General features: G+C 67.0%; 20 protein-coding genes. 6 read left to right on the top strand and 14 right to left on the bottom strand.

Annotated features, from left to right (window positions below):
- Positions 1 to 52 precede the first annotated feature (52 nt).
- Positions 53 to 1,951: an ATP-dependent zinc metalloprotease FtsH gene (gene ftsH / locus AC3WLY_RS10315; protein WP_072435866.1), complete on the bottom strand. Its 1,899-nt coding sequence runs from the start codon at positions 1,949 to 1,951 to the stop codon at positions 53 to 55.
- Positions 1,952 to 2,117: 166 nt separating this feature from the next.
- On the bottom strand, positions 2,118 to 2,780 hold the full coding sequence (locus tag AC3WLY_RS10310) for an RlmE family RNA methyltransferase (protein WP_034183277.1): 663 nt from the start codon (positions 2,778 to 2,780) through the stop codon (positions 2,118 to 2,120).
- A gap of 193 nt (positions 2,781 to 2,973) precedes the next feature.
- On the opposite strand from AC3WLY_RS10310, the gene AC3WLY_RS10305 reads away from it, so the two are divergent.
- Positions 2,974 to 3,501, top strand: coding sequence for a YhbY family RNA-binding protein (locus AC3WLY_RS10305; protein WP_047900347.1), 528 nt, complete (start codon positions 2,974 to 2,976; stop codon positions 3,499 to 3,501).
- Positions 3,502 to 3,549: 48 nt separating this feature from the next.
- Here the strand turns inward: AC3WLY_RS10305 and AC3WLY_RS10300 are convergent, their stop codons facing one another.
- From AC3WLY_RS10300 to gloB, 8 genes are all read right to left on the bottom strand, one after another.
- Complete coding sequence (locus tag AC3WLY_RS10300; protein ID WP_006497614.1) at positions 3,550 to 4,008, bottom strand: DUF4149 domain-containing protein; 459 nt, start codon at positions 4,006 to 4,008, stop codon at positions 3,550 to 3,552.
- A gap of 14 nt (positions 4,009 to 4,022) precedes the next feature.
- Positions 4,023 to 4,499: a transcription elongation factor GreA gene (greA, locus tag AC3WLY_RS10295; protein ID WP_021163362.1), complete on the bottom strand. Its 477-nt coding sequence runs from the start codon at positions 4,497 to 4,499 to the stop codon at positions 4,023 to 4,025.
- 118 nt (positions 4,500 to 4,617) lie between these two features.
- A complete protein-coding gene (carB, locus tag AC3WLY_RS10290; protein WP_072435869.1) occupies positions 4,618 to 7,872 on the bottom strand; it encodes a carbamoyl-phosphate synthase large subunit in 3,255 nt (1,084 codons plus the stop codon).
- A gap of 49 nt (positions 7,873 to 7,921) precedes the next feature.
- Complete coding sequence (leuE, locus tag AC3WLY_RS10285) at positions 7,922 to 8,581, bottom strand: leucine efflux protein LeuE (protein ID WP_072435870.1); 660 nt, start codon at positions 8,579 to 8,581, stop codon at positions 7,922 to 7,924.
- Between the two features lie 28 nt (positions 8,582 to 8,609).
- Positions 8,610 to 9,755: a glutamine-hydrolyzing carbamoyl-phosphate synthase small subunit gene (carA, locus tag AC3WLY_RS10280; protein ID WP_492308554.1), complete on the bottom strand. Its 1,146-nt coding sequence runs from the start codon at positions 9,753 to 9,755 to the stop codon at positions 8,610 to 8,612.
- 376 nt (positions 9,756 to 10,131) lie between these two features.
- Positions 10,132 to 11,349, bottom strand: a complete 1,218-nt coding sequence (locus AC3WLY_RS10275) for an MFS transporter (protein ID WP_492308555.1) — start codon at positions 11,347 to 11,349, stop codon at positions 10,132 to 10,134.
- Positions 11,350 to 11,512: 163 nt separating this feature from the next.
- The gene (locus AC3WLY_RS10270; RefSeq protein WP_175962422.1) at positions 11,513 to 13,081 is read right to left on the bottom strand and encodes a transglycosylase SLT domain-containing protein; all 1,569 of its coding nucleotides are present in this window, start codon (positions 13,079 to 13,081) and stop codon (positions 11,513 to 11,515) included.
- Between the two features lie 151 nt (positions 13,082 to 13,232).
- Positions 13,233 to 14,039 carry a hydroxyacylglutathione hydrolase gene (gloB, locus tag AC3WLY_RS10265; RefSeq protein ID WP_105392996.1) on the bottom strand — a complete coding sequence of 269 codons (807 nt, stop codon included), beginning with the start codon at positions 14,037 to 14,039 and terminating at the stop codon, positions 13,233 to 13,235.
- Between the two features lie 18 nt (positions 14,040 to 14,057).
- Here gloB and AC3WLY_RS10260 point away from each other — a divergent pair, with 18 nt between their 5' ends.
- The 3 genes from AC3WLY_RS10260 to dnaQ are packed head-to-tail and all read left to right on the top strand — an operon-like array spanning position 14,058 to position 16,083.
- On the top strand, positions 14,058 to 14,870 hold the full coding sequence (locus AC3WLY_RS10260) for a class I SAM-dependent methyltransferase (RefSeq protein ID WP_492308556.1): 813 nt from the start codon (positions 14,058 to 14,060) through the stop codon (positions 14,868 to 14,870).
- Complete coding sequence (gene rnhA, locus AC3WLY_RS10255; RefSeq protein ID WP_072435875.1) at positions 14,867 to 15,310, top strand: ribonuclease HI; 444 nt, start codon at positions 14,867 to 14,869, stop codon at positions 15,308 to 15,310. The genes AC3WLY_RS10260 and rnhA overlap by 4 nt, the downstream gene beginning before the upstream one ends.
- A gap of 38 nt (positions 15,311 to 15,348) precedes the next feature.
- Positions 15,349 to 16,083: a DNA polymerase III subunit epsilon gene (dnaQ, locus tag AC3WLY_RS10250; protein ID WP_175962420.1), complete on the top strand. Its 735-nt coding sequence runs from the start codon at positions 15,349 to 15,351 to the stop codon at positions 16,081 to 16,083.
- 27 nt (positions 16,084 to 16,110) lie between these two features.
- Here the strand turns inward: dnaQ and AC3WLY_RS10245 are convergent, their stop codons facing one another.
- Positions 16,111 to 16,443, bottom strand: coding sequence for a YnfA family protein (locus tag AC3WLY_RS10245; protein ID WP_034183266.1), 333 nt, complete (start codon positions 16,441 to 16,443; stop codon positions 16,111 to 16,113).
- 542 nt (positions 16,444 to 16,985) lie between these two features.
- Between AC3WLY_RS10245 and proP the strand changes: the two genes are divergently transcribed.
- A complete protein-coding gene (proP, locus tag AC3WLY_RS10240) occupies positions 16,986 to 18,470 on the top strand; it encodes a glycine betaine/L-proline transporter ProP (RefSeq protein ID WP_310134945.1) in 1,485 nt (494 codons plus the stop codon).
- 108 nt (positions 18,471 to 18,578) lie between these two features.
- On the opposite strand, the gene AC3WLY_RS10235 is transcribed toward proP, so the two are convergent.
- Together AC3WLY_RS10235 and AC3WLY_RS10230 are read right to left on the bottom strand one after the other, a co-directional pair.
- Positions 18,579 to 18,773, bottom strand: a complete 195-nt coding sequence (locus AC3WLY_RS10235; protein ID WP_072436412.1) for a hypothetical protein — start codon at positions 18,771 to 18,773, stop codon at positions 18,579 to 18,581.
- Positions 18,774 to 18,968: 195 nt separating this feature from the next.
- Positions 18,969 to 19,598 carry a glutathione S-transferase family protein gene (locus tag AC3WLY_RS10230; protein ID WP_175962418.1) on the bottom strand — a complete coding sequence of 210 codons (630 nt, stop codon included), beginning with the start codon at positions 19,596 to 19,598 and terminating at the stop codon, positions 18,969 to 18,971.
- A gap of 164 nt (positions 19,599 to 19,762) precedes the next feature.
- Between AC3WLY_RS10230 and phaZ the strand changes: the two genes are divergently transcribed.
- Positions 19,763 to 20,986: a polyhydroxyalkanoate depolymerase gene (gene phaZ / locus AC3WLY_RS10225; RefSeq protein WP_310134953.1), complete on the top strand. Its 1,224-nt coding sequence runs from the start codon at positions 19,763 to 19,765 to the stop codon at positions 20,984 to 20,986.
- Here phaZ and AC3WLY_RS10220 read toward each other — a convergent pair.
- Positions 20,973 to 21,638: a phosphoribosyltransferase family protein gene (locus tag AC3WLY_RS10220; RefSeq protein WP_310134956.1), complete on the bottom strand. Its 666-nt coding sequence runs from the start codon at positions 21,636 to 21,638 to the stop codon at positions 20,973 to 20,975. The two genes, phaZ and AC3WLY_RS10220, sit on opposite strands and share 14 nt — an antisense overlap.
- Between the last annotated feature and the right edge of the window lie 30 nt (positions 21,639 to 21,668).

The following is a 21,668-nucleotide window of genomic DNA, read 5'->3' as shown; positions in this document are numbered from 1 at the left end:
AAACGGGCCGGTGTGAAGCCACACCAGCCCGTGAACGGTGCTAAAGCGGAGGTTATGCCGCCGGCGAAGCAGGCGCCGGCGCGTTGCCGGGCTTGACCTCGGCGCTGCTGCCACCGCCCGACGAATCGCCGCCGACGGCCGGCGAGCTCTTCGGCGAGCGCGGCGGACGGCCTTCCATGATGTCGTTGATCTGATCGGCGTCGATCGTCTCCCACTCCATCAGCGCGGCCGTCATCGCTTCGACCTTGTCGCGGTTCTCTTCGAGCAGGCGGCGCGCAAGGGTGTACTGATCGTCGAGCACGCGGCGGATTTCCGAATCGACCTTCTGCTGCGTCGCTTCCGAGATCGTGCGCGTGAAGCCGCGGCCGAACGGCGACGCATCGTTCTCGTCGTCGACGTAGACCATCGGCCCGAGCGCATCGGTCATGCCGAAACGGGCCACCATCGCGCGCGCCGTCTGCGTTGCCTTGTTGAAGTCGTCCGATGCGCCGGTGCTGACGAGATTCATGAACAGCTCTTCCGCCACCCGGCCACCGAACAGGATCGCGAGGCGGTCCAGCAGGTAGTCCTTCGAGTACGTCTCGTTGTCATGCTCCGGCAACTGCCACGTGACGCCCAGCGCACGGCCGCGCGGGATGATCGTGACCTTGTGCACCGGGTCGGCCTTCGGCAGCAGCTTCGCGACCACCGCGTGGCCCGACTCGTGGTAAGCGGTCGCGCGCTTCGCTTCCTCGCGGATCACGGCCGACTTGCGCTCCGGACCCATGAAGATCTTGTCCTTCGCGTCCTCGAAATCCTGCATCTCGACGATGCGCTTGCCGCGGCGTGCCGCGAACAGCGCAGCCTCGTTCACGAGGTTCGCGAGATCGGCGCCCGAGAAGCCCGGCGTGCCGCGTGCGATGACGGCCGCATCGACGTCGTTCGCGATCGGCACCTTGCGCAGGTGCACGCGCATGATCTGCTCGCGGCCGCGGATGTCCGGCAGACCGACGTAGACCTGACGGTCGAAACGGCCCGGACGCAGCAGCGCCTTGTCGAGCACGTCGGAACGGTTGGTCGCGGCGATCACGATCACGCCCGAGTTCGCCTCGAAGCCGTCCATCTCGACCAGCATCTGGTTCAGCGTCTGCTCGCGTTCGTCGTTGCCGCCGCCCATGCCGGCGCCGCGATGACGGCCGACCGCGTCGATTTCGTCGATGAACACGATGCACGGCGCATGCTTCTTCGCCTGCTCGAACATGTCGCGCACACGGGCCGCGCCGACGCCGACGAACATTTCGACGAAGTCCGAACCCGAGATGCTGAAGAACGGCACCTTCGCTTCACCCGCGATCGCGCGGGCGAGCAGCGTCTTGCCGGTACCCGGCGGGCCGACGAGCAGCACGCCGCGCGGAATGCGACCGCCCAGCTTCTGAAATTTCTGCGGATCGCGCAGGAAGTCGACGAGCTCGGACACTTCTTCCTTCGCTTCGTCGCAGCCCGCGACGTCGGAGAAGTTCACCGCGTTGTTGTTCTCGTCGATCAGCCGCGCTCGCGACTTGCCGAACGAGAAGGCGCCGCCTTTGCCGCCCCCCTGCATCTGCCTCATCATGTAGAACCAGAACACGATGATCAGGATCGTCGGCCCGAGGTAGTACAGCGCGGACATCAGCGCATTCGGCTCGTCGTCGGCCTTGCCGCTGACCTGCACGCCGTACTTCATCAGATCGCCGACCATCCAGATGTCGCCGGGCGACACGATCTGGTATTTCTGGCCATCAGCCGGAGTGACGGTGAGGTTGCGCCCCTGAACGATGACGTTCTTGACCTTGCCGTTCTTGGCGTCGTCCATGAACTGCGAATAGGACACGCCTTCCTGGACGCGGGGCTTGTCGAACTGCTTGAACACCGTAAACAGCACCAGTGCGATCACTAACCACACCGCTGCCTTCGAAAACATATTGTTGTTCAAAGCACCACTCCTTCACTCGTAGACGAGCGCCTACATTTTCCTTGCGGCGCCCCTCGGTCATTCTAATCCAGTCCGACCACCCTCGCCATAAGCATTGACAACCGCCGCGATAGCGCTTCGCTTGTCTGGCAAGGGCCGGAGCCCGTTTGCGGCACCCCGCCGCGCATCAGCGCGGATGCTTCAGATGCCGACCCAAAATGAACGTTTCGGACGATTTGTCGCGGGACGCCTTGGGCTTGCGCGGCGCGACGGTCTTAAACTGCTGTTTGAATTTCTCGACGATCTGGCTGTAGCCGCTGCCGTGAAAGCATTTCACGAGCAGCGCACCGTCCGGCTTCAGATGGTTCTGCGCGAATTCGAGCGCCAGATCGCAAAGATGCTCGATGCGCGCCGCGTCCGCCGAGGCCACACCGGAGAGGTTGGGGGCCATGTCCGAAATAACAAGATCCACCGCGCGGCCTTCGAGCACTTCCTCGAGCTGGTGGAGCACTTCGTCCTCGCGGAAGTCGCCCTGGATGAAGTGGACGTCGGCGATCGGCTCCATCGGCAGCAGGTCGAGCGCGATGATCGTGCCGTCGATGCCGCCTTCGCGCTCGGTATCGCGCTTCTTGCCCTGCGCGAGCTTGTTGCGGGCATACTGGCTCCAGCTGCCCGGCGTCGCGCCGAGATCGACGATGACCTGGCCCGGACGGACCAGCTTGTCCTGCTCGTCGATTTCCTTCAGCTTGTACGCGGCACGCGCGCGATAGCCCTCCCGCTGCGCCATTTTGACGTACGGGTCGTTGATGTGGTCGTGCAGCCAGTGCTGGTTAAAGCGGTTTTTTGCCATTCGAGAGAGAGATTGCTGCCATTTGCTTCGTGAAGCCGCGCTTTTAGCGGATAATACGCGTCTTCTTCGCGCGGCTGCGGCCCCTTTTCAGGCCCAAGTCGCGATTTTACGTGGTTTCGGCGCACGGCTGACGCGGTAACTTCCCGCGATCGTTTTTCAGGCCGCGTGCCCCTATTTAGATTTCGACATTTCCATGCCCGCCCTTTCGCTTTCTCCCGCCGAGCGCTCCGCGCTGCGCTCCCAGGCCCATGCGCTCAAGCCCGTCGTGCTGATCGGCGCCGAAGGGCTGACCGACGCCGTGCTGAAGGAAATCAAGGTGCACCTCGCCGCGCACCAGCTGATCAAGATCCGCGTGTTCGGCGACGAGCGCGACGAACGCATCGCGATCTACGACGAGATCTGCGACCGCCTGAGCGCGGCGCCGATCCAGCACATCGGCAAGCTGCTGGTGATCTGGAAGCCCGAGGCCGCCGCAGCGGCCCCGGCCCGCGGCCGTCGCGCCGGCACGCTGCCGAGCGCGGCCGAAGCCGCCGACGACAGGAAAGGCCGCGCACCGCGCACGGTCAAGGTCGTCAAGGTGTCGCCGAACGCGAGCCCCGTGCGTCGTCCGAAGCCGACGAAGGTCGTCGTGCGCGGCAACGAGCGCGTGACGGCGGGCGGCAACGTGAAGCGCGCGAAAAAGCGCCAGGCAAGCACCAAGCGGCCGTTCCAGGACAAGTAAAACGCGTACGCGGCACGGTCGCACCGTGCCGCGCTGCCCGCGCTGCGCTCAGGCGTCGCGCGCCGGCAGACGCCAGATCAGCATCAGCCCCAGCACGCTCTCGACGAGATAGAACACGCTCGAGACGCCGTGCAGCATCCCGAAGCGACTCGCGTACGGCGAGTTCGCGATATCGGTGCCCGCGTCCATCGCGGCCACCCGCAGCGCGTTCATGAACGGCTGCAGCGCGAAATACCCGACCAACACGCACACGACCATCGCGGCGACGATCCAGCGCACGCGGCGATATTCGCTGCTGCCGCGCCGCACCTGCTGGTTCGACAACGCAAGCAGCAGCACGCCGCACACGACACCGAGGATCGCCTCGATACGGAACAGCTGGGCGGCGACCGAACCGGCCGTCATCCGCTCCAGCGTCTTGAACAGCACGGGCGCGACCGCATACCCGATCGTCAGCAGGCTGCCGACCCACACGGCCGACAGCAGACGGAACACGCGATGCGGCATTACGTCGCCCCGCTTCAGATGTAGCTGACCGAGATGATTTCGTATTCGCGCACGCCGCTCGGCGCCTGCACGGCCGCGACGTCGCCTTCGGACTTGCCGATCAGTGCGCGCGCGATCGGCGAGCTGACCGAGATCAGGCCGTGATCGATATCGGCTTCGTCGTCGCCGACGATCTGGTATTTGACGGTGTCGCCCGACTCGAGATCCTCGAGCTCGACCGTCGACGCGAAGACCACGCGGCCTTCGGCATCGAGCACGGTGGGATCGATGACCTGCGCGGCCGACAGCTTCGATTCGATTTCCGCGATACGACCCTCGATGAAGCCCTGCTTTTCCTTCGCGGCATCGTATTCGGCGTTTTCGGACAGATCGCCCTGTGCGCGGGCCTCCGCGATCGCGTTGATCACGGCCGGCCGCTCGACGGATTTGAGGCGCTGCAATTCATCGCGCAGTTGCTCTGCGCCACGCTTTGTCAACGGAATGGTGCTCATAAACGGCTCAATCGCTAAAAACGGCTTTAAAAAAAATCACCGCGATTAAGCGCGTTTCCGATGAACCGGAAACACCGCTTAACCGCGGCACGTATTGCTTCGACAGGTAACTGACTGCTTAGTTTAGGCGAGCGTGAAGACCTTGTAAATCATAGACTTCCAGATCCTTCAGGTAGCGCAAGCCTTCAACGGCCGCGCGCGCGCCCGACATCGTCGTGTAGTACGTGACCTTGTGCGCCTGCGCGCTCATGCGGATCGAACGCGAATCGGCGATCGCCTGGCGCGTCTCGTCGACCGTCGTGAACACGAGGGCGATCTCGCCGTTCTTGATCATGTCGACGATGTGCGGACGGCCGTCCTTCACCTTGTTCACGACCTTCACCGGCACGCCGGCCGCTTCGATCGCGGCAGCCGTGCCCTTGGTCGCGACGATCGGGTAGCCGAGGTCGTGCAGCATGCGCGCGACTTCAACGGCCTTCGGCTTGTCCGCGTCCATCACGGTCAGCAGCACCGTGCCCGACTCCGGCAGGCGCGAACCGGCCGCGAGCTGCGACTTGAACAGCGCTTCGCCGAACGTCTGGCCGACGCCCATCACTTCGCCGGTCGAACGCATTTCAGGCCCGAGGACCGGATCGACGGTCGGGAACTTGACGAACGGGAACACCGCTTCCTTCACGCTGAAGTACGGCGGCTCGACTTCCTTCGTCACGCCCTGCTGCGCGAGCTTCTGGCCGACCATCGCGCGCGCCGCGATCTTCGCGAGCGGCAGGCTGGTCGCCTTCGACACGTACGGCACCGTGCGCGACGCGCGCGGGTTCACTTCGAGCACGTAGATGATGTCCTGCTTCGAACCGTCCGCCTGCGGCACCTGCTGGATCGCGAACTGCACGTTCATCAGGCCGACCACGTTCAGCGCCTTCGCCATCGCGCCCGTCTGGCGCTTCAGCTCGGCCACGGTTTCCTTCGACAGCGAGTACGGCGGCAGCGAGCATGCCGAGTCGCCCGAGTGGACGCCCGCCTGCTCGATGTGCTCCATCACGCCGCCGATGAACACGGCTTCGCCGTCGCAGATGCAGTCGACGTCGCACTCGATCGCGTCGTTCAGGAAGCGGTCGAGCAGCACCGGCGAATCGTTCGACACCTTCACGGCCTCGCGCATGTAGCGCTCGAGATCGCGCGGCTCGTGGACGATTTCCATCGCGCGGCCGCCCAGCACGTACGACGGGCGCACGACGAGCGGGTAGCCGATTTCCTCGGCAAGCTTGAGCGCCTCGTCTTCCGCGCGCGCGGTGCGGTTCGGCGGCTGGCGCAGGCCGAGATCCTGCAGCAGCTTCTGGAAGCGTTCGCGGTCTTCGGCCGCGTCGATCATGTCCGGCGACGTGCCGACGATCGGCACGCCGTGCGCCTCGAGGTCGAGCGCGAGCTTCAGCGGCGTCTGGCCGCCGTACTGGACGATCACGCCGACCGGCTTTTCCTTGTCGACGATCTCGAGCACGTCTTCGAGCGTCAGCGGCTCGAAGTACAGGCGGTCGGACGTGTCATAGTCGGTCGACACCGTTTCCGGGTTGCAGTTGACCATGATCGTTTCGTAGCCGTCCTCGCGCATCGCGAGCGCCGCGTGCACGCAGCAGTAGTCGAACTCGATGCCCTGGCCGATCCGGTTCGGGCCACCGCCCAGCACCATGATCTTCTTGTTCGTGGTCGGCTGCGCCTCGCACTCTTCCTCGTAGGTCGAGTACATGTACGCGGTTTTCGTCGCGAACTCGGCCGCGCAGGTGTCGACGCGCTTGTAGACCGGGCGCACGTTCAGCTCGACGCGGCGGCGGCGGACGTCTTCCGGCGTCGCGCCGAGCAGCTTCGCGAGGCGGCGGTCGGAGAAGCCGCTCTGCTTCAGGTAACGCAGCTCGTCGAACGTCAGCGACGCGAGCGTGCGGCCCGCGAGCGCCTTTTCCTTCAGGATGATCTGCTCGATCTGATGGAGGAACCACGGGTCGATCGCGGTTTCCGCGAAGATTTCCTCGGCCGTCATGCCGATGCGGAACGCGTCGCCGACATACCAGATGCGGTCCGGGCCCGGCTCGTGGATCTCGATCGCGATCTCGTCGCGGTCGGTCGACTTCTCGTCGAGACCGTCGACGCCGACCTCGAGGCCGCGCAGCGCCTTCTGGAACGATTCCTGGAACGTGCGGCCGATCGCCATCACTTCGCCGACCGACTTCATCTGCGTCGTCAGGCGCGAATCGGCTTCACGGAACTTCTCGAACGCGAAACGCGGGATCTTCGTGACGACGTAGTCGATCGTCGGCTCGAACGACGCCGGCGTCTGGCCGCCGGTGATTTCGTTCTTCAGCTCGTCGAGCGTGTAGCCGACCGCCAGCTTCGCGGCGACCTTCGCGATCGGGAAGCCGGTCGCCTTCGATGCAAGCGCCGACGAACGCGACACGCGCGGGTTCATTTCGATGACGACCATGCGGCCGTCCTTCGGGTTGATCGAGAACTGCACGTTCGAGCCGCCCGTGTCGACGCCGATCTCGCGCAGCACCGCGAGCGATGCGTTACGCAGGATCTGGTATTCCTTGTCGGTGAGCGTCTGCGCCGGCGCGACCGTGATCGAGTCGCCGGTGTGCACGCCCATCGGGTCGAGGTTTTCGATCGAGCAGACGATGATGCAATTGTCGGCGCGGTCGCGCACGACTTCCATCTCGTATTCCTTCCAGCCGAGCAGCGATTCCTCGATCAGCAGCTCGCGCGTGGGCGACAGGTCGAGACCGCGCTTGCAGATTTCCTCGAACTCTTCGCGGTTGTACGCGATGCCGCCGCCCGAGCCGCCGAGCGTGAACGACGGACGGATCACGACCGGATAGCCGCTGCCGCCGGTGCCCGCCATGATCTCGGCGTGCACCTTGGTCGCTTCTTCCATCGAGTGCGCGATGCCCGACTTCGCGGAGCCGAGACCGATCTTGGTCATCGCTTCCTTGAACTTCTGGCGGTCTTCCGCCTTGTCGATCGCCTCCGGCGACGCGCCGATCAGTTCGACGCCGAACTTCTCGAGCACGCCGTGGTGATGCAGGTCGAGCGCGCAGTTCAGCGCGGTCTGGCCGCCCATCGTCGGCAGGATCGCGTCCGGGCGCTCCTTCTCGATGATGCGCGCGACGACTTCCCACGTGATCGGCTCGATGTAGGTCACGTCGGCCGTGTTCGGGTCGGTCATGATCGTCGCCGGGTTGCTGTTGACGAGAACGACCTTGTAGCCCTCCTCACGCAACGCCTTGCAAGCCTGCGCGCCCGAATAGTCGAACTCGCACGCCTGGCCGATGATGATCGGGCCGGCGCCGATGATGAGGATGCTTTTGATGTCTGTGCGTTTTGGCATGGCTTGTGAATTCAATAAGTAATCGTTGTCGTGGGTCGGCCGGCAGCGCTCAGCTCATGGTCGCGAGCGCGAGCTTCACCGAGAAACCGATGAACAGGCCGCCCACGCTGCTCGCCGCGCCTGCCGCGAGCTTGCGGCGGCGGCGGAAGTGCTCGGCGAGCCGCGCACCCGCGAAGATCAGCGTGCTCAGGTACAGGAAGCTCGCGCATTGCGCGATCGCCCCGAGCACGACGAACGACAGCGCGGGATGCGGGAATGCCGGGTCGACGAACTGGATGAAGAACGAGATGAAGAACAGGATCGCCTTGGGATTCAGCAGGCTCACGATCAGCGCCTTGCGAAACGGCCGCTCGCCGTCGACCGCCTGCGGCGCCTCGGCGGGCTCGCCCGCCGGCGCGCGCAGCTTGCGCCACGCGCTGCGCAGCATGCCGGTGCCGATGTAGAGCAGATACGCGGCGCCGCCGTACTTGACGACGGAGAACAGCAGCGGATTCGCCTTCAGCAGCGACGCGACGCCCGCGGCGGACAGCACCATCAGCACCGTGTCGCCGACGAACACGCCGCAGGCCGCGCGATAGCCGGCCTTCACGCCGCGCTGCGCCGCGAGCGACAGCACGTACATCGAGTTCGGCCCCGGCAGCAGGATGATGAAGATCACGCCGAACACGTAGGTCCAGATATCCGTGATGCCGAGTGCGTGGCCGAACATGATGCGAATCTCCCGTCCTTCGGTTGCGTTAGGCGTTGCGCTGCTTCGCCGCGTCCATCAGCGCGGTGAAACGGTCGAACAGATAGCCGATGTCGTGCGGGCCCGGCGACGCTTCCGGGTGGCCCTGGAAGCAGAACGCCGGCTTGTCGGTCAGCTCGAAGCCCTGCAGCGTGCCGTCGAACAGCGACACGTGCGTCACGCGCGCGTTGGCCGGCAGCGAATCCGCATCGACCGCGAAGCCATGGTTCTGCGACGTGATCACGACTCGACCGTCGCCGAGATCCTTCACCGGGTGGTTCGCGCCGTGGTGGCCCGTCTTCATTTTCAGCGTCTTCGCGCCGACCGCGAGGCCCATGATCTGGTGGCCGAGGCAGATGCCGAAGGTCGGCACGCCGCGCTCGATGAATTCCTTCGTGGCCGCGATCGCGTAATCGCACGGCTCCGGATCGCCGGGGCCGTTCGACAGGAAGATGCCGTCCGGATTCAGCGCGAGCGCATCGGACGCGCTCGCCTGTGCGGGCAGCACCGTGACCTGGCAACCGCGTTCCGCGAGCATGCGCAGGATGTTGTACTTGACGCCGAAATCGTACGCGACGACGCGGTACTTCGGCGCTTCCTGCATGCCGTAGCCGCTGCCGAGGCGCCATTCCGTCTGCTTCCACTCGAACGGCTTGGTGGTCGACACGACCTTCGCGAGATCCATGCCGGCGAGGCCCGGGAACGAGCGCGCGAGCTCGATCGCCTTCGCCTCGTCGTCCGAGCCGGCCAGGATGCAGCCGTTCTGCGCGCCCTTGTCGCGCAGGATGCGGGTCAGCTTGCGGGTGTCGATGCCGGCGATCGCGACGACGCCTTCGTCGCGCAGGTAATCGCCGAGCGTGCGGTCCATGCGGAAGTTCGATGCGAGCGTGGGCAGATCACGGATGATCAGGCCGGCGGCATGGACTTTCGTGGCTTCGACGTCTTCGGCGTTGACGCCGACGTTGCCGATATGCGGGTAGGTGAGCGTGACGATCTGGCGCGCGTAGCTCGGATCAGTCAGGATTTCCTGATAGCCGGTGATCGCGGTATTGAACACGACTTCGCCGATCGTATGGCCTTCGGCCCCGATCGAATAACCACGAAAGACCGTGCCGTCGGCGAGTGCAAGCAAGGCGGGAGAAAAAGACGGCAACACGGGAGGCTCCTTGGGGAACACCCTGCTGCCGACCTGTTTACCCTGCCGCGCGAGCGCCGCGCTGCGTGGGCGCGCGTAGTCGCTAGCTGGACGCGGCCTGCGTTGTCGAGACGCGAACCCGGCGCGTGGCGCACGAGGCTTCGCGGCATCGCCCGGCAGGCGGCGTGCGGCGGATGAACGGGATGAATGAGGTAGGCGCTAGGGTGCGAGGTTGATCAGCACAAACTTTCAAATTATAGCCCGAAAATGGCCCTATCTTCAATCGATATGGCCGTCCGATCATGCGCGCGCCGCCACCGGCAGCGCGGTACGGCGCACGCTCGACGTGCTGCGGCCCCGTTTCCGCAGCCGCCCCACCCACCAGCGTACCGCCGGATCAGTGGGCTTGGCCAGCGCCGCGCGCGGGCCACACGTACCAGACCGCGCTCGCGAGCTGCAGCGCAAGCAGCACGCCCCATGCGGCGAGGTGCGCGGCGGCCGGATAACGGCCGTCGACCGCGGGCCAGCGCGACAGCACCGCGCCGACACCGATCTGGAACGCAAAGATCAGCAGGAAGATCACCAGCGTGAGCGTCGTGTTCGCGCGGCCGATCAGGTGGGCGGGAAAGTGCCCGGCCATCACCGCGTAGGTCAGGATGCCGACGCCGCCGAACATCCCGTATGCAGCCCACAGCACGGCCGGCGGCAACGGCATGCGCGCGACGATCGCGACCTGCGTCGCGACGAACAGCGCCATCCCGACCCCGCAGAACGCATAGACGGACACGCCGCGCCGCTCGAGCACGCGCGCCGCGGCGCCGAAGCCGACGCAGCCGGCCATCATCGCGAAGCCGAGCACCGACACGAGGCGCGCGGCATGCGGCGCATCGAACCCCGCGACGTCGCGCAGGTACGGCCCGACCCACAGCGACTGCATCGCGTAAAACACGCCCTGCGTGACGACCGAGAACGACGAGATCTTCCAGAACGCGCGGCTGCTCAGGATGTGCCACGTGCCCTTGAACTGACTGACGAGCCCGCCCTGGTGGCGCACCTGCTTCGCTTCGGGCGCGCCGAAGCCGATCGAGGCCGCGACGACCACCGTCAGCACCGCGAGGCCGAAACAGATCGCGCGCCAGTTCGTCCAGCCGAGCAGCCAGGTCAGCGGCGAACCTACCACGACGCCGCCGAGGCCGCCAACCGCCATCACGAGGCCGTTGACGAGCGGCAGCCGGCCGACCGGGAAATGCTGCGCGAGCGCCTTGAATGCCGCGCCGAGACACACCGAAACGCCGACACCGATCAGCAGCCGGCCGATCATCATCGTGCCGATGCCGTGCGCGGCGCCGAACACGGCGGCGCCGGCCGCGGCGAACAGCAGCATGCCGGCCGTCACGCGGCGCGCGCCGAAGTGGTCGAGCATCACGCCGGCCGGAATCTGCGCGCCCGCGAAGCCAAGAAAATAGAGACTGGTGAGCAGGCCGAGATCGGCGGCCGACAACCCGAGCTCATGCGTGACGAACGGCGCGAAGCCCAGATTGACGCCACGAAACACATACGACACGAAATACCCGATCGAAAACAGCGCGAGCACCCTCACCTGCACCGACGACATCGCTCCCCCTCGTGATATGAAGACTGTCGAAGCGACGCGGCGCCCTCGCACCGCGCACAAACGAAAACGCCGTCACCTCGGTGACGGCGTTTCGTTGCAATTCGTCGGATGATAGCGCAATCGCGCGACCCGGACCGGCCGCCCGCCGCGCTTCGCAGCCGCGTTACTTCTTCTTGCCCTTGGCCGGCGCGGCCTTCGCGGGTGCAGCTTTCGCAGATTTGGCCGATTTGGCCGCCGGCTTTGCCGCGCCGCGCTTCGCGCCGTGCGACTTGCCGCCCACCGCCAGGCTCGCGCGCTCGATGCGCGCACTGCCGACCGACGTCGCGATCCGCTCCGGACCGGGTTCCGCCGGCACCGAGCGGCCGACCGGCACGTGCAGCACGAGCGCCTGGCCCGGCATCGCGAGATCGCGGTGCGTGCGGTTCCACGCCTTGAGCTGGCCGACCGACACGCCGTAGCGGCCGGCGATCGCCGCCATCGACTGCTTGCGGCGCACGCGGATCAGCATCTTGCGCGTGTCGGGTACGTCGGGCTCCATCGCGAGCGCGCCGTTTTCGGCGACGTCGGCACTGATGTCCTCGTCGTCGTCATCGCCGCGCGGCACGACGATCGTCGAACCCGGCTTCAGGCGCATGCCGGCCGGAATCTTGTTGACCGACATCAGCGTATCGGCGTCCACGCCGATCTTCTCGGCGATCGCGGCCGGCCGTGCACGTTCGCTGACCGTATAGGTGGTCCACGTCGAAAGCTGGCCGTTGTATGACTTCAGGTTCTTCTCGAACGCGGACGCGTTGTCGAACGGCAGCAGGATCTGCGGTTCGGTCGCGCCGAGGATCACCGGCTTCGCGAACGACGGGTTCAGCGAGCGGAATTCGTCGAGCGACAGGTTCGCGAGCTTCGCGGCGACCGCGACGTCGATGTCGCGCGACGTCGTGACCGTCACGAAATACGGGTGGTTCGGGATGTCCGGCAGCGTCAGACCGTACTGCTTCGGGCTCGCGATGATGTTCTTCACCGCCTGCAGCTTCGGCACGTAGTTGCGCGTCTCGTTCGGCATCCGCAGGCTCTGGTAGTCGGTCGGCAGGCCGGCCGCCTGATTGCGCGCGATCGCGCGCTGCACGTTGCCCTCGCCCCAGTTGTACGCGGCCAGCGCCAGATACCAGTCGCCGAACATGTCGTGCAGGCGCGACAGGTAGTCGAGCGCGGCGCTCGTCGACGCGAGCACGTCGCGCCGTTCGTCCTGCCACATGTTGCGCTTCAGGTTGTACGTGCGGCCCGTGCCGGGCATGAACTGCCACATGCCGGCCGCCTTCGCGACCGACAGCGCCTGCGGGTTGAACGCGGATTCGATGAACGGCAGCAGCGCGAGCTCGGTCGGCATGTGACGCGCCTCGAGTTCCTCGACGATGTGATACAGGTACTTCTGCGAGCGCTCGGTCATGCGCTGCACGTAATCGGGACGCTGCGTGTACCAGGTCGTCTGCATGTCGACGAGGTCGCTCTGCAGGTCGGGCATCTGGAAGCCGCGACGGATGCGGCCCCACAGATCGGAGTCCGCACTGGTCAGGTCGCCGACGGATTGCTTGTCGACGTCGACAGTTTCTTTGGCGGTGGCTGATTTACGGAGGTAGTTGGACGCCGCCTGCGGATCGGCGGCGTTGTTGGCGACAGGAGCCTGGCTCGCACAAGCGGCGAGTAGCAGGACCACCATCGCACTCAATATAAGTCGCATGAAAATCTCGGCTTCCGACGGCTGGAAATTGCTGGCGATACTACGGAAGTGCGTGCTTCACGTCAATAAAAACACCGAAAACTCAGCGAAATCCTACATTTGGAGCAATTTTTACAGACACCGCTTGAGCTTTGGAGTCCTCCGGAAATGATCATCTGAACCGGTTTTTCCACTCCCGCATCAGCGTAAACGCTGCCAGACGATCCGGCACCGTTTCGTGAAGCTCGGCCTCGAGCGTCGCATGGATGGCGGCGCTGTCCGCGCGCATGAACGGGTTCACCGCGCGCTCGTGCGCGATCGTCGTCGGCAGCGTCGGCACGCCGCGCGCGCGCAGCGCCTGCGCGTCGTCGCGCCACGCGGCAAGCGCCGCATTGCCGGGCTCGCACGCGAGCGCGAAGCGGATGTTCGACAGCGTATATTCGTGTGCGCAATGCACGCGCGTGTCTCCCGGCAGCGCCGCGAGCGCGTCGAGCGACGCGAGCATCTGCGCGGGCGTGCCTTCGAACAGGCGGCCACAGCCGCACGAGAACAGCGTGTCGCCGCAGAACACGTGCGGCACCGCGGCGCCCTGCCCGGCCGCCTGGAAATAGGCGATGTGGCCGCGCGTATGACCGGGCACGTCGAGCACGTCGAACGCGACGGCCGGCGCGTCGAGCGTCACGCGATCGCCGCCCGAAAGCGGCCGCGTGACCACGCCGATCGCCTCGGCCGCGGGGCCGTAAACGGTGAGCGGCACATCGGCCGGTTGGCTATTGCGCAGCGCCTCGACACCGCCGACATGGTCGGCGTGATGGTGCGTGAGTAAAATAGCGGTCAACCGCCAGCCTCGTTCGGCAAGAACCCGGCGCACCGGCGCGGCTTCACCCGGATCGACGGCGATCGCATCGCGGCCGTCCGAGACGAGCCAGATATAGTTGTCTTCGAATGCCGGAACCGGCACGTATTCCAGCTCGTTCATGGGCGCGCAACCATCGTTATGCCTGATCGTCAAATTATAGACTGGCCCGCCTGGACCGACTCGCCTCCTGGCCGCTATGTGCTGGACTGGGAGCAGGCGCAGCTCGACCGGATCGTGTCCGACGTCTTCGGGTTCCACGCGCTGCAGCTCGGCCTGCCGCAGCTCGACGCACTGCGCGAGAACCGCATGCCGTATCGCGGCCTCGTGCTCGATCCGGCGAGCGGCGCGAGCGCGCCATACCAGTATCCGTGGGCGCGCGAAGCGCACGCGCCGGAGCACGCGCCCGCCGATCGCAGCACGACGTGGTGCGACCTGCTCGACCTGCCGTTCGAGTCGCAGAGCGTCGACCTGATCGTGATGCCGCACACGCTCGAATTCACGTCCGACCCGCACCGCCTGCTGCGCGAGGCCGAGCGCGTGCTGATGCCGGAAGGCCAGCTCGTGATCACCGGCTTCAATTCGCTCAGCCTGTGGGGCATGCGGCAATCGTTCGGGCGCATGGCGAACCGCCCGTTCGTGCCGGCCACACGCGACCAGATCGCGTTCATCCGGCTCAAGGACTGGATCAAGCTGCTCGGTTTCGACCTCGAACGCGGCCGCTTCGGCTGCTACCGGCCGCCGCTCGTCACCGACAAGTGGCTAGCCCGCTACGGCTTCATGGAAGCCGCGGGCGACCGCTGGTGGCCGATCTTCGGCGCCGTCTACATGGTGACGGCCGTCAAGCGCGTGCGCGGCATGCGCCTCGTCGGCCAGATCAAGATGAAAAAAACCGTGCTCGCGCCAGGCCTGACGCCCGCGGCCTCCCCGACCACCCATCAAGAACATTCATGACAATCGATACGATCGACATCTATACCGACGGCGCCTGCAAGGGCAACCCCGGCCCCGGCGGCTGGGGCGCACTGATGCGCTACGGCGACCGCGAAAAGGAGCTGTTCGGCGGCGAGCCCAACACGACCAACAACCGCATGGAGCTGATGGGCGTGATCGCCGCGCTCGAGGCGCTGAAGCGGCCGTGCCAGGTGATCGTGCACACCGATTCGCAATACGTGCAGAAAGGCATCAGCGAGTGGATCCACGGCTGGAAGAAGAAAGGCTGGGTCACCGCGGCAAAGACGCCCGTGAAGAACGCCGACCTGTGGAAGCGGCTCGACGCGCTCGTCGCGCAGCACGAGGTCGAGTGGCGCTGGGTCAAGGGTCACGCGGGCCATCCCGAAAACGAGCGCGCGGACGCGCTCGCGAATCGCGGTGTCGAATCGCTCACGGCCTGAACGCCGGCCACCCCCCTGTTTCCTTCGTTTTTCCCGACATGCGCCAGATCATTCTCGATACCGAAACCACCGGCCTGAACGCCCGCACGGGCGACCGTCTCATCGAAATCGGCTGCGTCGAGCTGCTGAACCGGCGGCTCACCGGCAACAACCTGCACTTCTACGTGAACCCCGAGCGCGACAGCGATCCGGGCGCACTGGCGGTGCACGGCCTCACGACCGAATTCCTCAGCGACAAGCCGAAGTTCGCGGAAGTCGCCAGCCAGATCCTCGACTTCGTGAAGGACGCCGAGCTGATCATCCACAACGCGCCGTTCGACCTTGGCTTCCTCGACGCCGAATTCGCGCGGCTCGGCCTGCCGCCGTTCACCGAACATTGCGGCGGCGTGATCGACACGCTCGTGCAGGCCAAGCAGATGTTCCCCGGCAAGCGCAACTCGCTCGACGCGCTGTGCGATCGCTTCGGCATCAGCAACGCACACCGTACGCTGCACGGCGCACTGCTCGACTCGGAGCTGCTCGCCGAGGTGTATCTCGCGATGACGCGCGGCCAGGACAGCCTCGTGATCGACATGCTCGACGACGCGGGCGCCGACGGCGGCGCGGCGAACGGCCAGCGCGTGTCGCTCGCCGCGCTCGACCTGGTCGTGGTGGCCGCGAGCGACGACGAGCTCGCCGCGCACCAGGCGCAACTCGACGAGCTCGACAAGTCGGTCAAGGGCGCATGCGTGTGGCGCAAGTTCGCCGACGCGGGCGCCGCCGAAACGGCCTGACGCACGCGGCACGCGCTGCGGCCGCGCTTACGCGCGCGGCTGCAGCGCGATGACCGCCATCCCGCCGAGCGCGAGCACCGCGCCGGCCACATCCCAGCGGGTCAACGCGATGCCGTCGACCACCCGCAGCCAGACCAGCGCTACCGCGATATACACGCCGCCGTACGCGGCATAGGTACGCCCGGCCGCGCTCGGGTGCAGCGTCAGCAGCCACGCGAACAGCGCGAGCGACAGCGCGGCCGGCACCAGCAGCCAGGCCGGCCGGCTGCCCTTCAGCACGAGCCACGGCAGGTAACAGCCGACGATTTCGGCCAGCGCGGTGGCGGCGAACAGCGCCGCGATCCTCATCAGTTCGGTCATCCGGTTCCTCGTGAATTCGGCCCCGTCGCCGGGGAGCTGCACGGCCCCGCCGCGCGCCGCCGATCATACCCGAGCAGGCCGCGCCGGACGCCCCGCCAGACGGGCGTCTCCCGGCAATTTGCACGATCATCCGTCATCGTGCTACCATGTCGCCTGTTTCAACATTCAATCTCTGTCTATTCGATTTCGAGAGAAGTCCGTCCGCGCATTACGGGCCGGCGCTTCGACCGAAATCGCACCCACAGGAAAGCCCGCCCGACAGGCCCGCTTTTCTCGTTTCGTCGCCCCTTTCGGGGCGCTTGCCGGAACGCCGGACCTCCGTCCGCACCGGCATCTGCCGCCAGCATCACGCGGCCCATTCTTCATGAGCGCACTGTCGCGACGGCCCATCGGGCCCGCGTCGAAGCAGCCCCTGACGGCCCTTTGCTGCCCGTTGCGCAGTAAGTGCTTAATGGTCTGCCCCGACGCGCCGCGCACGACACCGCGCTTGCAGGCAAACCGTGTCGGACGGCCCGCCCGTTCCGGCGCAGTCAAAGGAGTGCATGACCTTGACCGCAACACACGTCAGCCCGACCGCTGCTTCTTCCTCCACTTCGTCCGGCGACGCTCCGCTCGCCGCGGACGACATCACCGTCGTCGACCAGAGCCTGCTCAAGCGCGCCGTCAGCGCGATGGCCATCGGCAATGCGATGGAATGGTTCGACTTCGGCGTGTACAGCTATATCGCCGTCACGCTCGGCAAGGTGTTCTTCCCGTCCAGCAGCCCGTCCGCGCAGCTGCTCGCGACCTTCGGCACGTTCGCGGCCGCGTTCCTCGTGCGCCCGCTCGGCGGCATGGTGTTCGGCCCGCTCGGCGACCGCATCGGCCGCCAGCGCGTGCTCGCCGCGACGATGATCATGATGGCCGTCGGCACCTTCGCGATCGGCCTGATCCCCAGCTACGCGTCGATCGGCATCATGGCGCCCGTGCTGCTGCTCGTCGCCCGCCTCGTGCAGGGCTTCTCGACCGGCGGCGAATATGGCGGCGCGGCCACCTTCATCGCCGAATTCTCGACCGACAAGCGCCGCGGCTTCATGGGCAGCTTCCTCGAATTCGGCACGCTGATCGGCTATGTGATGGGTGCGGGCGTCGTCGCGCTGCTGACCGCGTCGCTGTCGCAGGAAGCGCTGCTGTCGTGGGGCTGGCGCGTGCCGTTCCTGATCGCCGGCCCGCTCGGCCTGATCGGTCTCTACATCCGGATGAAGCTCGAGGAAACGCCCGCGTTCAAGCGCCAGGCCGAAGAGCGCGAAGCGCAGGACAAGGCCGTGCCGAAGGCGCGCTTCCGCGAAACACTGATGCGCAACTGGCGCGCGCTGCTGCTGTGCGTCGGCCTCGTGCTGATCTTCAACGTGACCGACTACATGGTGCTGTCGTACCTGCCGAGCTTCATGTCGTCGACGCTGCACTTCGACGAATCGCACAGCCTCGTGCTCGTGCTGATCGTGATGGTGCTGATGATGCCGATGACGCTCTTCGCCGGCCGCCTGTCCGACCGGATCGGCCGCAAGCCGGTGATGCTCGCCGGCTGCGTCGGGCTGCTCGTGCTGTCGATCCCGTCGATGATGCTGATCCACGCGGGCACCACGGCATCGGTGTTCGGCGGCCTGCTGGTCCTCGGCGTGCTGCTGTCCTGCTTCACCGGCGTGATGCCGTCGGCGCTGCCGGCGCTGTTCCCGACCGAGATCCGCTACGGCGCGCTCGCGATCGGCTTCAACGTGTCGGTATCGCTGTTCGGCGGCACGACGCCGCTGATGACCGCATGGCTCGTCGACGTGACGCACAACCTGATGATGCCCGCGTACTACATGATGGGCGCCGCCGTGATCGGCATCGTGTCGGTCGTCGCGCTCGCGGAAACCGCGCGCCAGCCGCTCAAGGGCTCGCCGCCGGCCGTCGCGACGCGCCGCGAGGCGCACCAGCTCGCGCGCCAGTTGCGCGAGGACGACGACTCGGAGATGTACGGCGTCGTGTCGCCCGCACGCGCCTGAGCGTCGCCCATGAAAAAGCCCCGGCCGAAGCCGGGGCCCGATCGAATCCGATCCGCCCGACCGGCTTGCGCCGGCCGGGCTTTTTTCATCCGTTAGCCGTGAGCGCCATCATGCGTGCGCTTCGCCGTGACGGCTGAAGATCAGCGCACGCGAGCGAGATACCGCCGCCTGCGCGCCGCGTGCCGCGACGATCAGCCCGACCTGGCCGAGATTGAAATCGCGCTCGACCATCAACTGCGTCAGCGCGGCAAGCGGCAACACGACGGACGGGTGGTACAGGCTTGATTCGAGCAGGGCTTTCATCATCGGCTCCATCTGGCAATGCGTGATTCGATGGAGTGGATTCTAGGGACCGGCCGCTTCCGGATAAACGGCGCGAATGCGAAGTCACTTGTCGGCCACCGAGAACAATCGGCGGCGGCTTGCCGGATGCGGCCGAGCGGCCGGCAGGCAACGGCGCGGGGCGGCCTCGCGCCCCGCCGCCAAGGGCCGCCAGGCCTACACGAGCGGCGTTTCGACGAACGCCGGCAACGCTTCCGCACGCGCAGAATGCGCGGCGAGCGCCGGATAGCGGGCAGGATCGATCCGCGCGAGCGCCGGGTAATCGGCCGCCACGAACTGCGTGAAGCGCCACGCCACCGCGACCGTCACGTCGGACTGCAGCAGGCGCGCACCGCCGAACCAGCCGTTCGCGGCCGCAACGAGCGGCTCCAGCTCGCCGTACGCGCCCTCGAGCTGGCTCAGCACGCGCTCGATCCACGGCGCGTGCTGCTTGTCGGACGGGCGCAGCGCCTGCTCGTAGATGACCTGCACGGTCTTCTCGGCCGCCGCCAGCGCGAAACCGACCGGCACGAGCGCGCGCAGCCGCACGTCGGCGGCGTCGGGCAGCAAGCGCCGCTCCGGCGCGACCAGGTGATCGAGATAGTCGACGATCAGCGACGAATCGATCAGCGTCGCGCCGTCGTCGGTCACGAGCGTCGGCGCCTTGACGACCGGGTTGATCGCCCTGAACTGCTCGAAATGACGGAACACCGAGATCGACTCGTGTTCGAACGGCAGGTCGAGCAGCTTCGCCGAAATGGCGACACGGCGCACGAACGGGGAATCCAGCATGCCGATCAGCTTCATCGCAAACGCTCCGCTTGAGGGAATGGGACCGACGACTGTAGCAGCGTCGCGAGCCGTCGCCTAGCGTGCTCGTACGCGCGTCCGCTTGATACGTATCAGCGCCCCGCTACCCGGCCACAGTGACCATAATGCAGATTCACGCCCCTTCCGCCCCAAGGTCCGCCATGTGGTATGCCCTCGTCGAGCAGCAGCGGGAATGGATGCGCGCCTGGCGCGCGGCGACGCGGCACGCGTTCGATGCGTGGCCCGCGGCGACGCTGCCGCAGGCCGCGTCGTCGTGTTATGACGACCTGTTCGAGCCGCTGCTCGGGCAGCCGGCCGGGCCGCCGCGCTTCGACCTCGGGCGATCCGCCGTCGGCGAACGGGTCGCCGCGCACACGCCGTTCTGCGACCTGCGGCGCTTCACGCGCGCCGATGCGCGGCGCACGGTGCTGCTGTGCGCGCCGCTCGCCGGGCACGCGGCCGTGATGATGCGGGAAACCGTCGAGACGCTGCTCGCCGACGGCGACGTCTGCGTGACCGACTGGCGCAATGCGCGCGACGTGCCGCTCGCGTCGGGCCGCTTCGGGCTCGACGAGTATGTCGCGACGCTCGACGGTTTCGTCGACGGGCTCGCGCTCGACGATCGGCCGCTGCACGTCGTCGCCGTGTGCCAGGCGACCGTGCCGGCGCTCGGCGCGCTCGCGCTGCGCGCCGCGCGCGGCCTCGCGCCGCCCGCGAGCATCACGCTGATCGGCGGCCCGCTCGACGCACGCCTGAATCCGAGCGTGCTCGGCACCGCGGCAGCCACCCGCTCGCTCGGCTGGTGCCGCCGCCACCTGATCGACATCGTGCCGCCCGGCTTCGCGGGGCACGGCCGCCACGTGTTCCCGACCTATCTCCAGCAGGGCGAGATCGCGCTGATGTACCCGCAGCGTTTCATGTCGCTGGTCGAGGCGTACGCGCAGGCCGCGTCGCGCTTCGACATGGCCGCGCTCGCCGCCGCGCGGCGCGCGCTGCTCGAATACACGGCGCTGCTCGACATGCCGGCCGAATATTTCCTCGACACGGTCGACATCGTGTTCCAGCGCATGTGCCTCGCGAACGGCACGTGGGACGTGGGCGGCCGGCGTGTCGAGCCGGGCGCGCTGCGCGGCGTCGCGCTGCTGACCGTCGAAGGCCGATGCGACGCGGTCACGGGCGCCGGCCAGACGCATGCGGCACTCGACATGTGCAGCGGCCTCGCGGCCGACGAGCGCTATCGCGTCGATGTCGACGATTGCGATCACTACGGGCTGTTTACCGGCGCGCGCTGGCGCGGCAATGTCCATCCGATGCTGCAGCGCGTGTTCGCGCTGGCCGAGGCCGGCCGCCCTCGCCCGCGCTCGCGCCGGATCAGGCGGACGTGATGCCGCGTTGCATGCGGGCCGCGTCGAGCAACGTACGCACCTCGTCGTCGCTCGTTTGCCCGAAGTGCGCGTAGAACTGGCTGATCCCGAAGAACGGGCGCGGCTGCGATACCGCGACGAACGCGTCGGCCAGACCGTCGAACGCATGCTGCGCGTCCGCCGGCGCGACCGGCGTGGCCGCCACGATCCGCGCCGGGTGGCGCTCGCGCAGCGCCTGCAGCGCGGCACGCATCGACGCGCCGGTCGCGACGCCGTCGTCGACGACGATCACGATGCGCCCGTCGACCGGCAGCGGCGGCGCAGCGCCGCGATACAGCGCTTCGCGGCGATGCAGCTCGGCCGTCTCGCGCACGATCACGTCGGCGAGCTGCGCGTCGGTCACGCCCATCGAGCGGATCACGGAGCGCTGCAGATGCATCGCGCCCCCCGTTGCGATCGCGCCCATCGCGAGTTCGGGCTCGCACGGCACGCCGAGCTTGCGCACGACCAGCACGTCGAGCGGCGCGCGCAGCGCGCAGGCGACCGGATACGCGACGGGCACGCCGCCGCGCGGCAACGCGAGCACGACGACGTCGCTACGCCCCGCATAGTCGCTCAGCGCGCCGGCCAGTTGGCGGCCCGCATCGGCGCGATCGGCAAAACACTCGGTCACGATCGGCTCCCTGCCGTTGCGCCGGATGCG

This window comes from Burkholderia sp. FW306-1C-G01B, assembly GCF_058781685.1.
This window is presented reverse-complemented; position numbering and strand designations above follow the sequence as displayed.

Bases quoted from the DNA above. Each gene is read 5' to 3' on its own strand.
- AC3WLY_RS10310 (WP_034183277.1), bottom strand. From the start codon at position 2,780: ATGGCAAAAAACCGCTTTAACCAGCACTGGCTGCACGACCACATCAAC.
- AC3WLY_RS10305 (WP_047900347.1), top strand. From the start codon at position 2,974: ATGCCCGCCCTTTCGCTTTCTCCCGCCGAGCGCTCCGCGCTGCGCTCC.
- AC3WLY_RS10300 (WP_006497614.1), bottom strand. From the start codon at position 4,008: ATGCCGCATCGCGTGTTCCGTCTGCTGTCGGCCGTGTGGGTCGGCAGC.
- greA (WP_021163362.1), bottom strand. From the start codon at position 4,499: ATGAGCACCATTCCGTTGACAAAGCGTGGCGCAGAGCAACTGCGCGAT.
- carB (WP_072435869.1), bottom strand. From the start codon at position 7,872: ATGCCAAAACGCACAGACATCAAAAGCATCCTCATCATCGGCGCCGGC.
- leuE (WP_072435870.1), bottom strand. From the start codon at position 8,581: ATGTTCGGCCACGCACTCGGCATCACGGATATCTGGACCTACGTGTTC.
- AC3WLY_RS10275 (WP_492308555.1), bottom strand. From the start codon at position 11,349: ATGTCGTCGGTGCAGGTGAGGGTGCTCGCGCTGTTTTCGATCGGGTAT.
- AC3WLY_RS10270 (WP_175962422.1), bottom strand. From the start codon at position 13,081: ATGCGACTTATATTGAGTGCGATGGTGGTCCTGCTACTCGCCGCTTGT.
- gloB (WP_105392996.1), bottom strand. From the start codon at position 14,039: ATGAACGAGCTGGAATACGTGCCGGTTCCGGCATTCGAAGACAACTAT.
- AC3WLY_RS10260 (WP_492308556.1), top strand. From the start codon at position 14,058: ATGCCTGATCGTCAAATTATAGACTGGCCCGCCTGGACCGACTCGCCT.
- rnhA (WP_072435875.1), top strand. From the start codon at position 14,867: ATGACAATCGATACGATCGACATCTATACCGACGGCGCCTGCAAGGGC.
- dnaQ (WP_175962420.1), top strand. From the start codon at position 15,349: ATGCGCCAGATCATTCTCGATACCGAAACCACCGGCCTGAACGCCCGC.
- AC3WLY_RS10245 (WP_034183266.1), bottom strand. From the start codon at position 16,443: ATGACCGAACTGATGAGGATCGCGGCGCTGTTCGCCGCCACCGCGCTG.
- proP (WP_310134945.1), top strand. From the start codon at position 16,986: ATGACCTTGACCGCAACACACGTCAGCCCGACCGCTGCTTCTTCCTCC.
- AC3WLY_RS10235 (WP_072436412.1), bottom strand. From the start codon at position 18,773: ATGAAAGCCCTGCTCGAATCAAGCCTGTACCACCCGTCCGTCGTGTTG.
- AC3WLY_RS10230 (WP_175962418.1), bottom strand. From the start codon at position 19,598: ATGAAGCTGATCGGCATGCTGGATTCCCCGTTCGTGCGCCGTGTCGCC.
- phaZ (WP_310134953.1), top strand. From the start codon at position 19,763: ATGTGGTATGCCCTCGTCGAGCAGCAGCGGGAATGGATGCGCGCCTGG.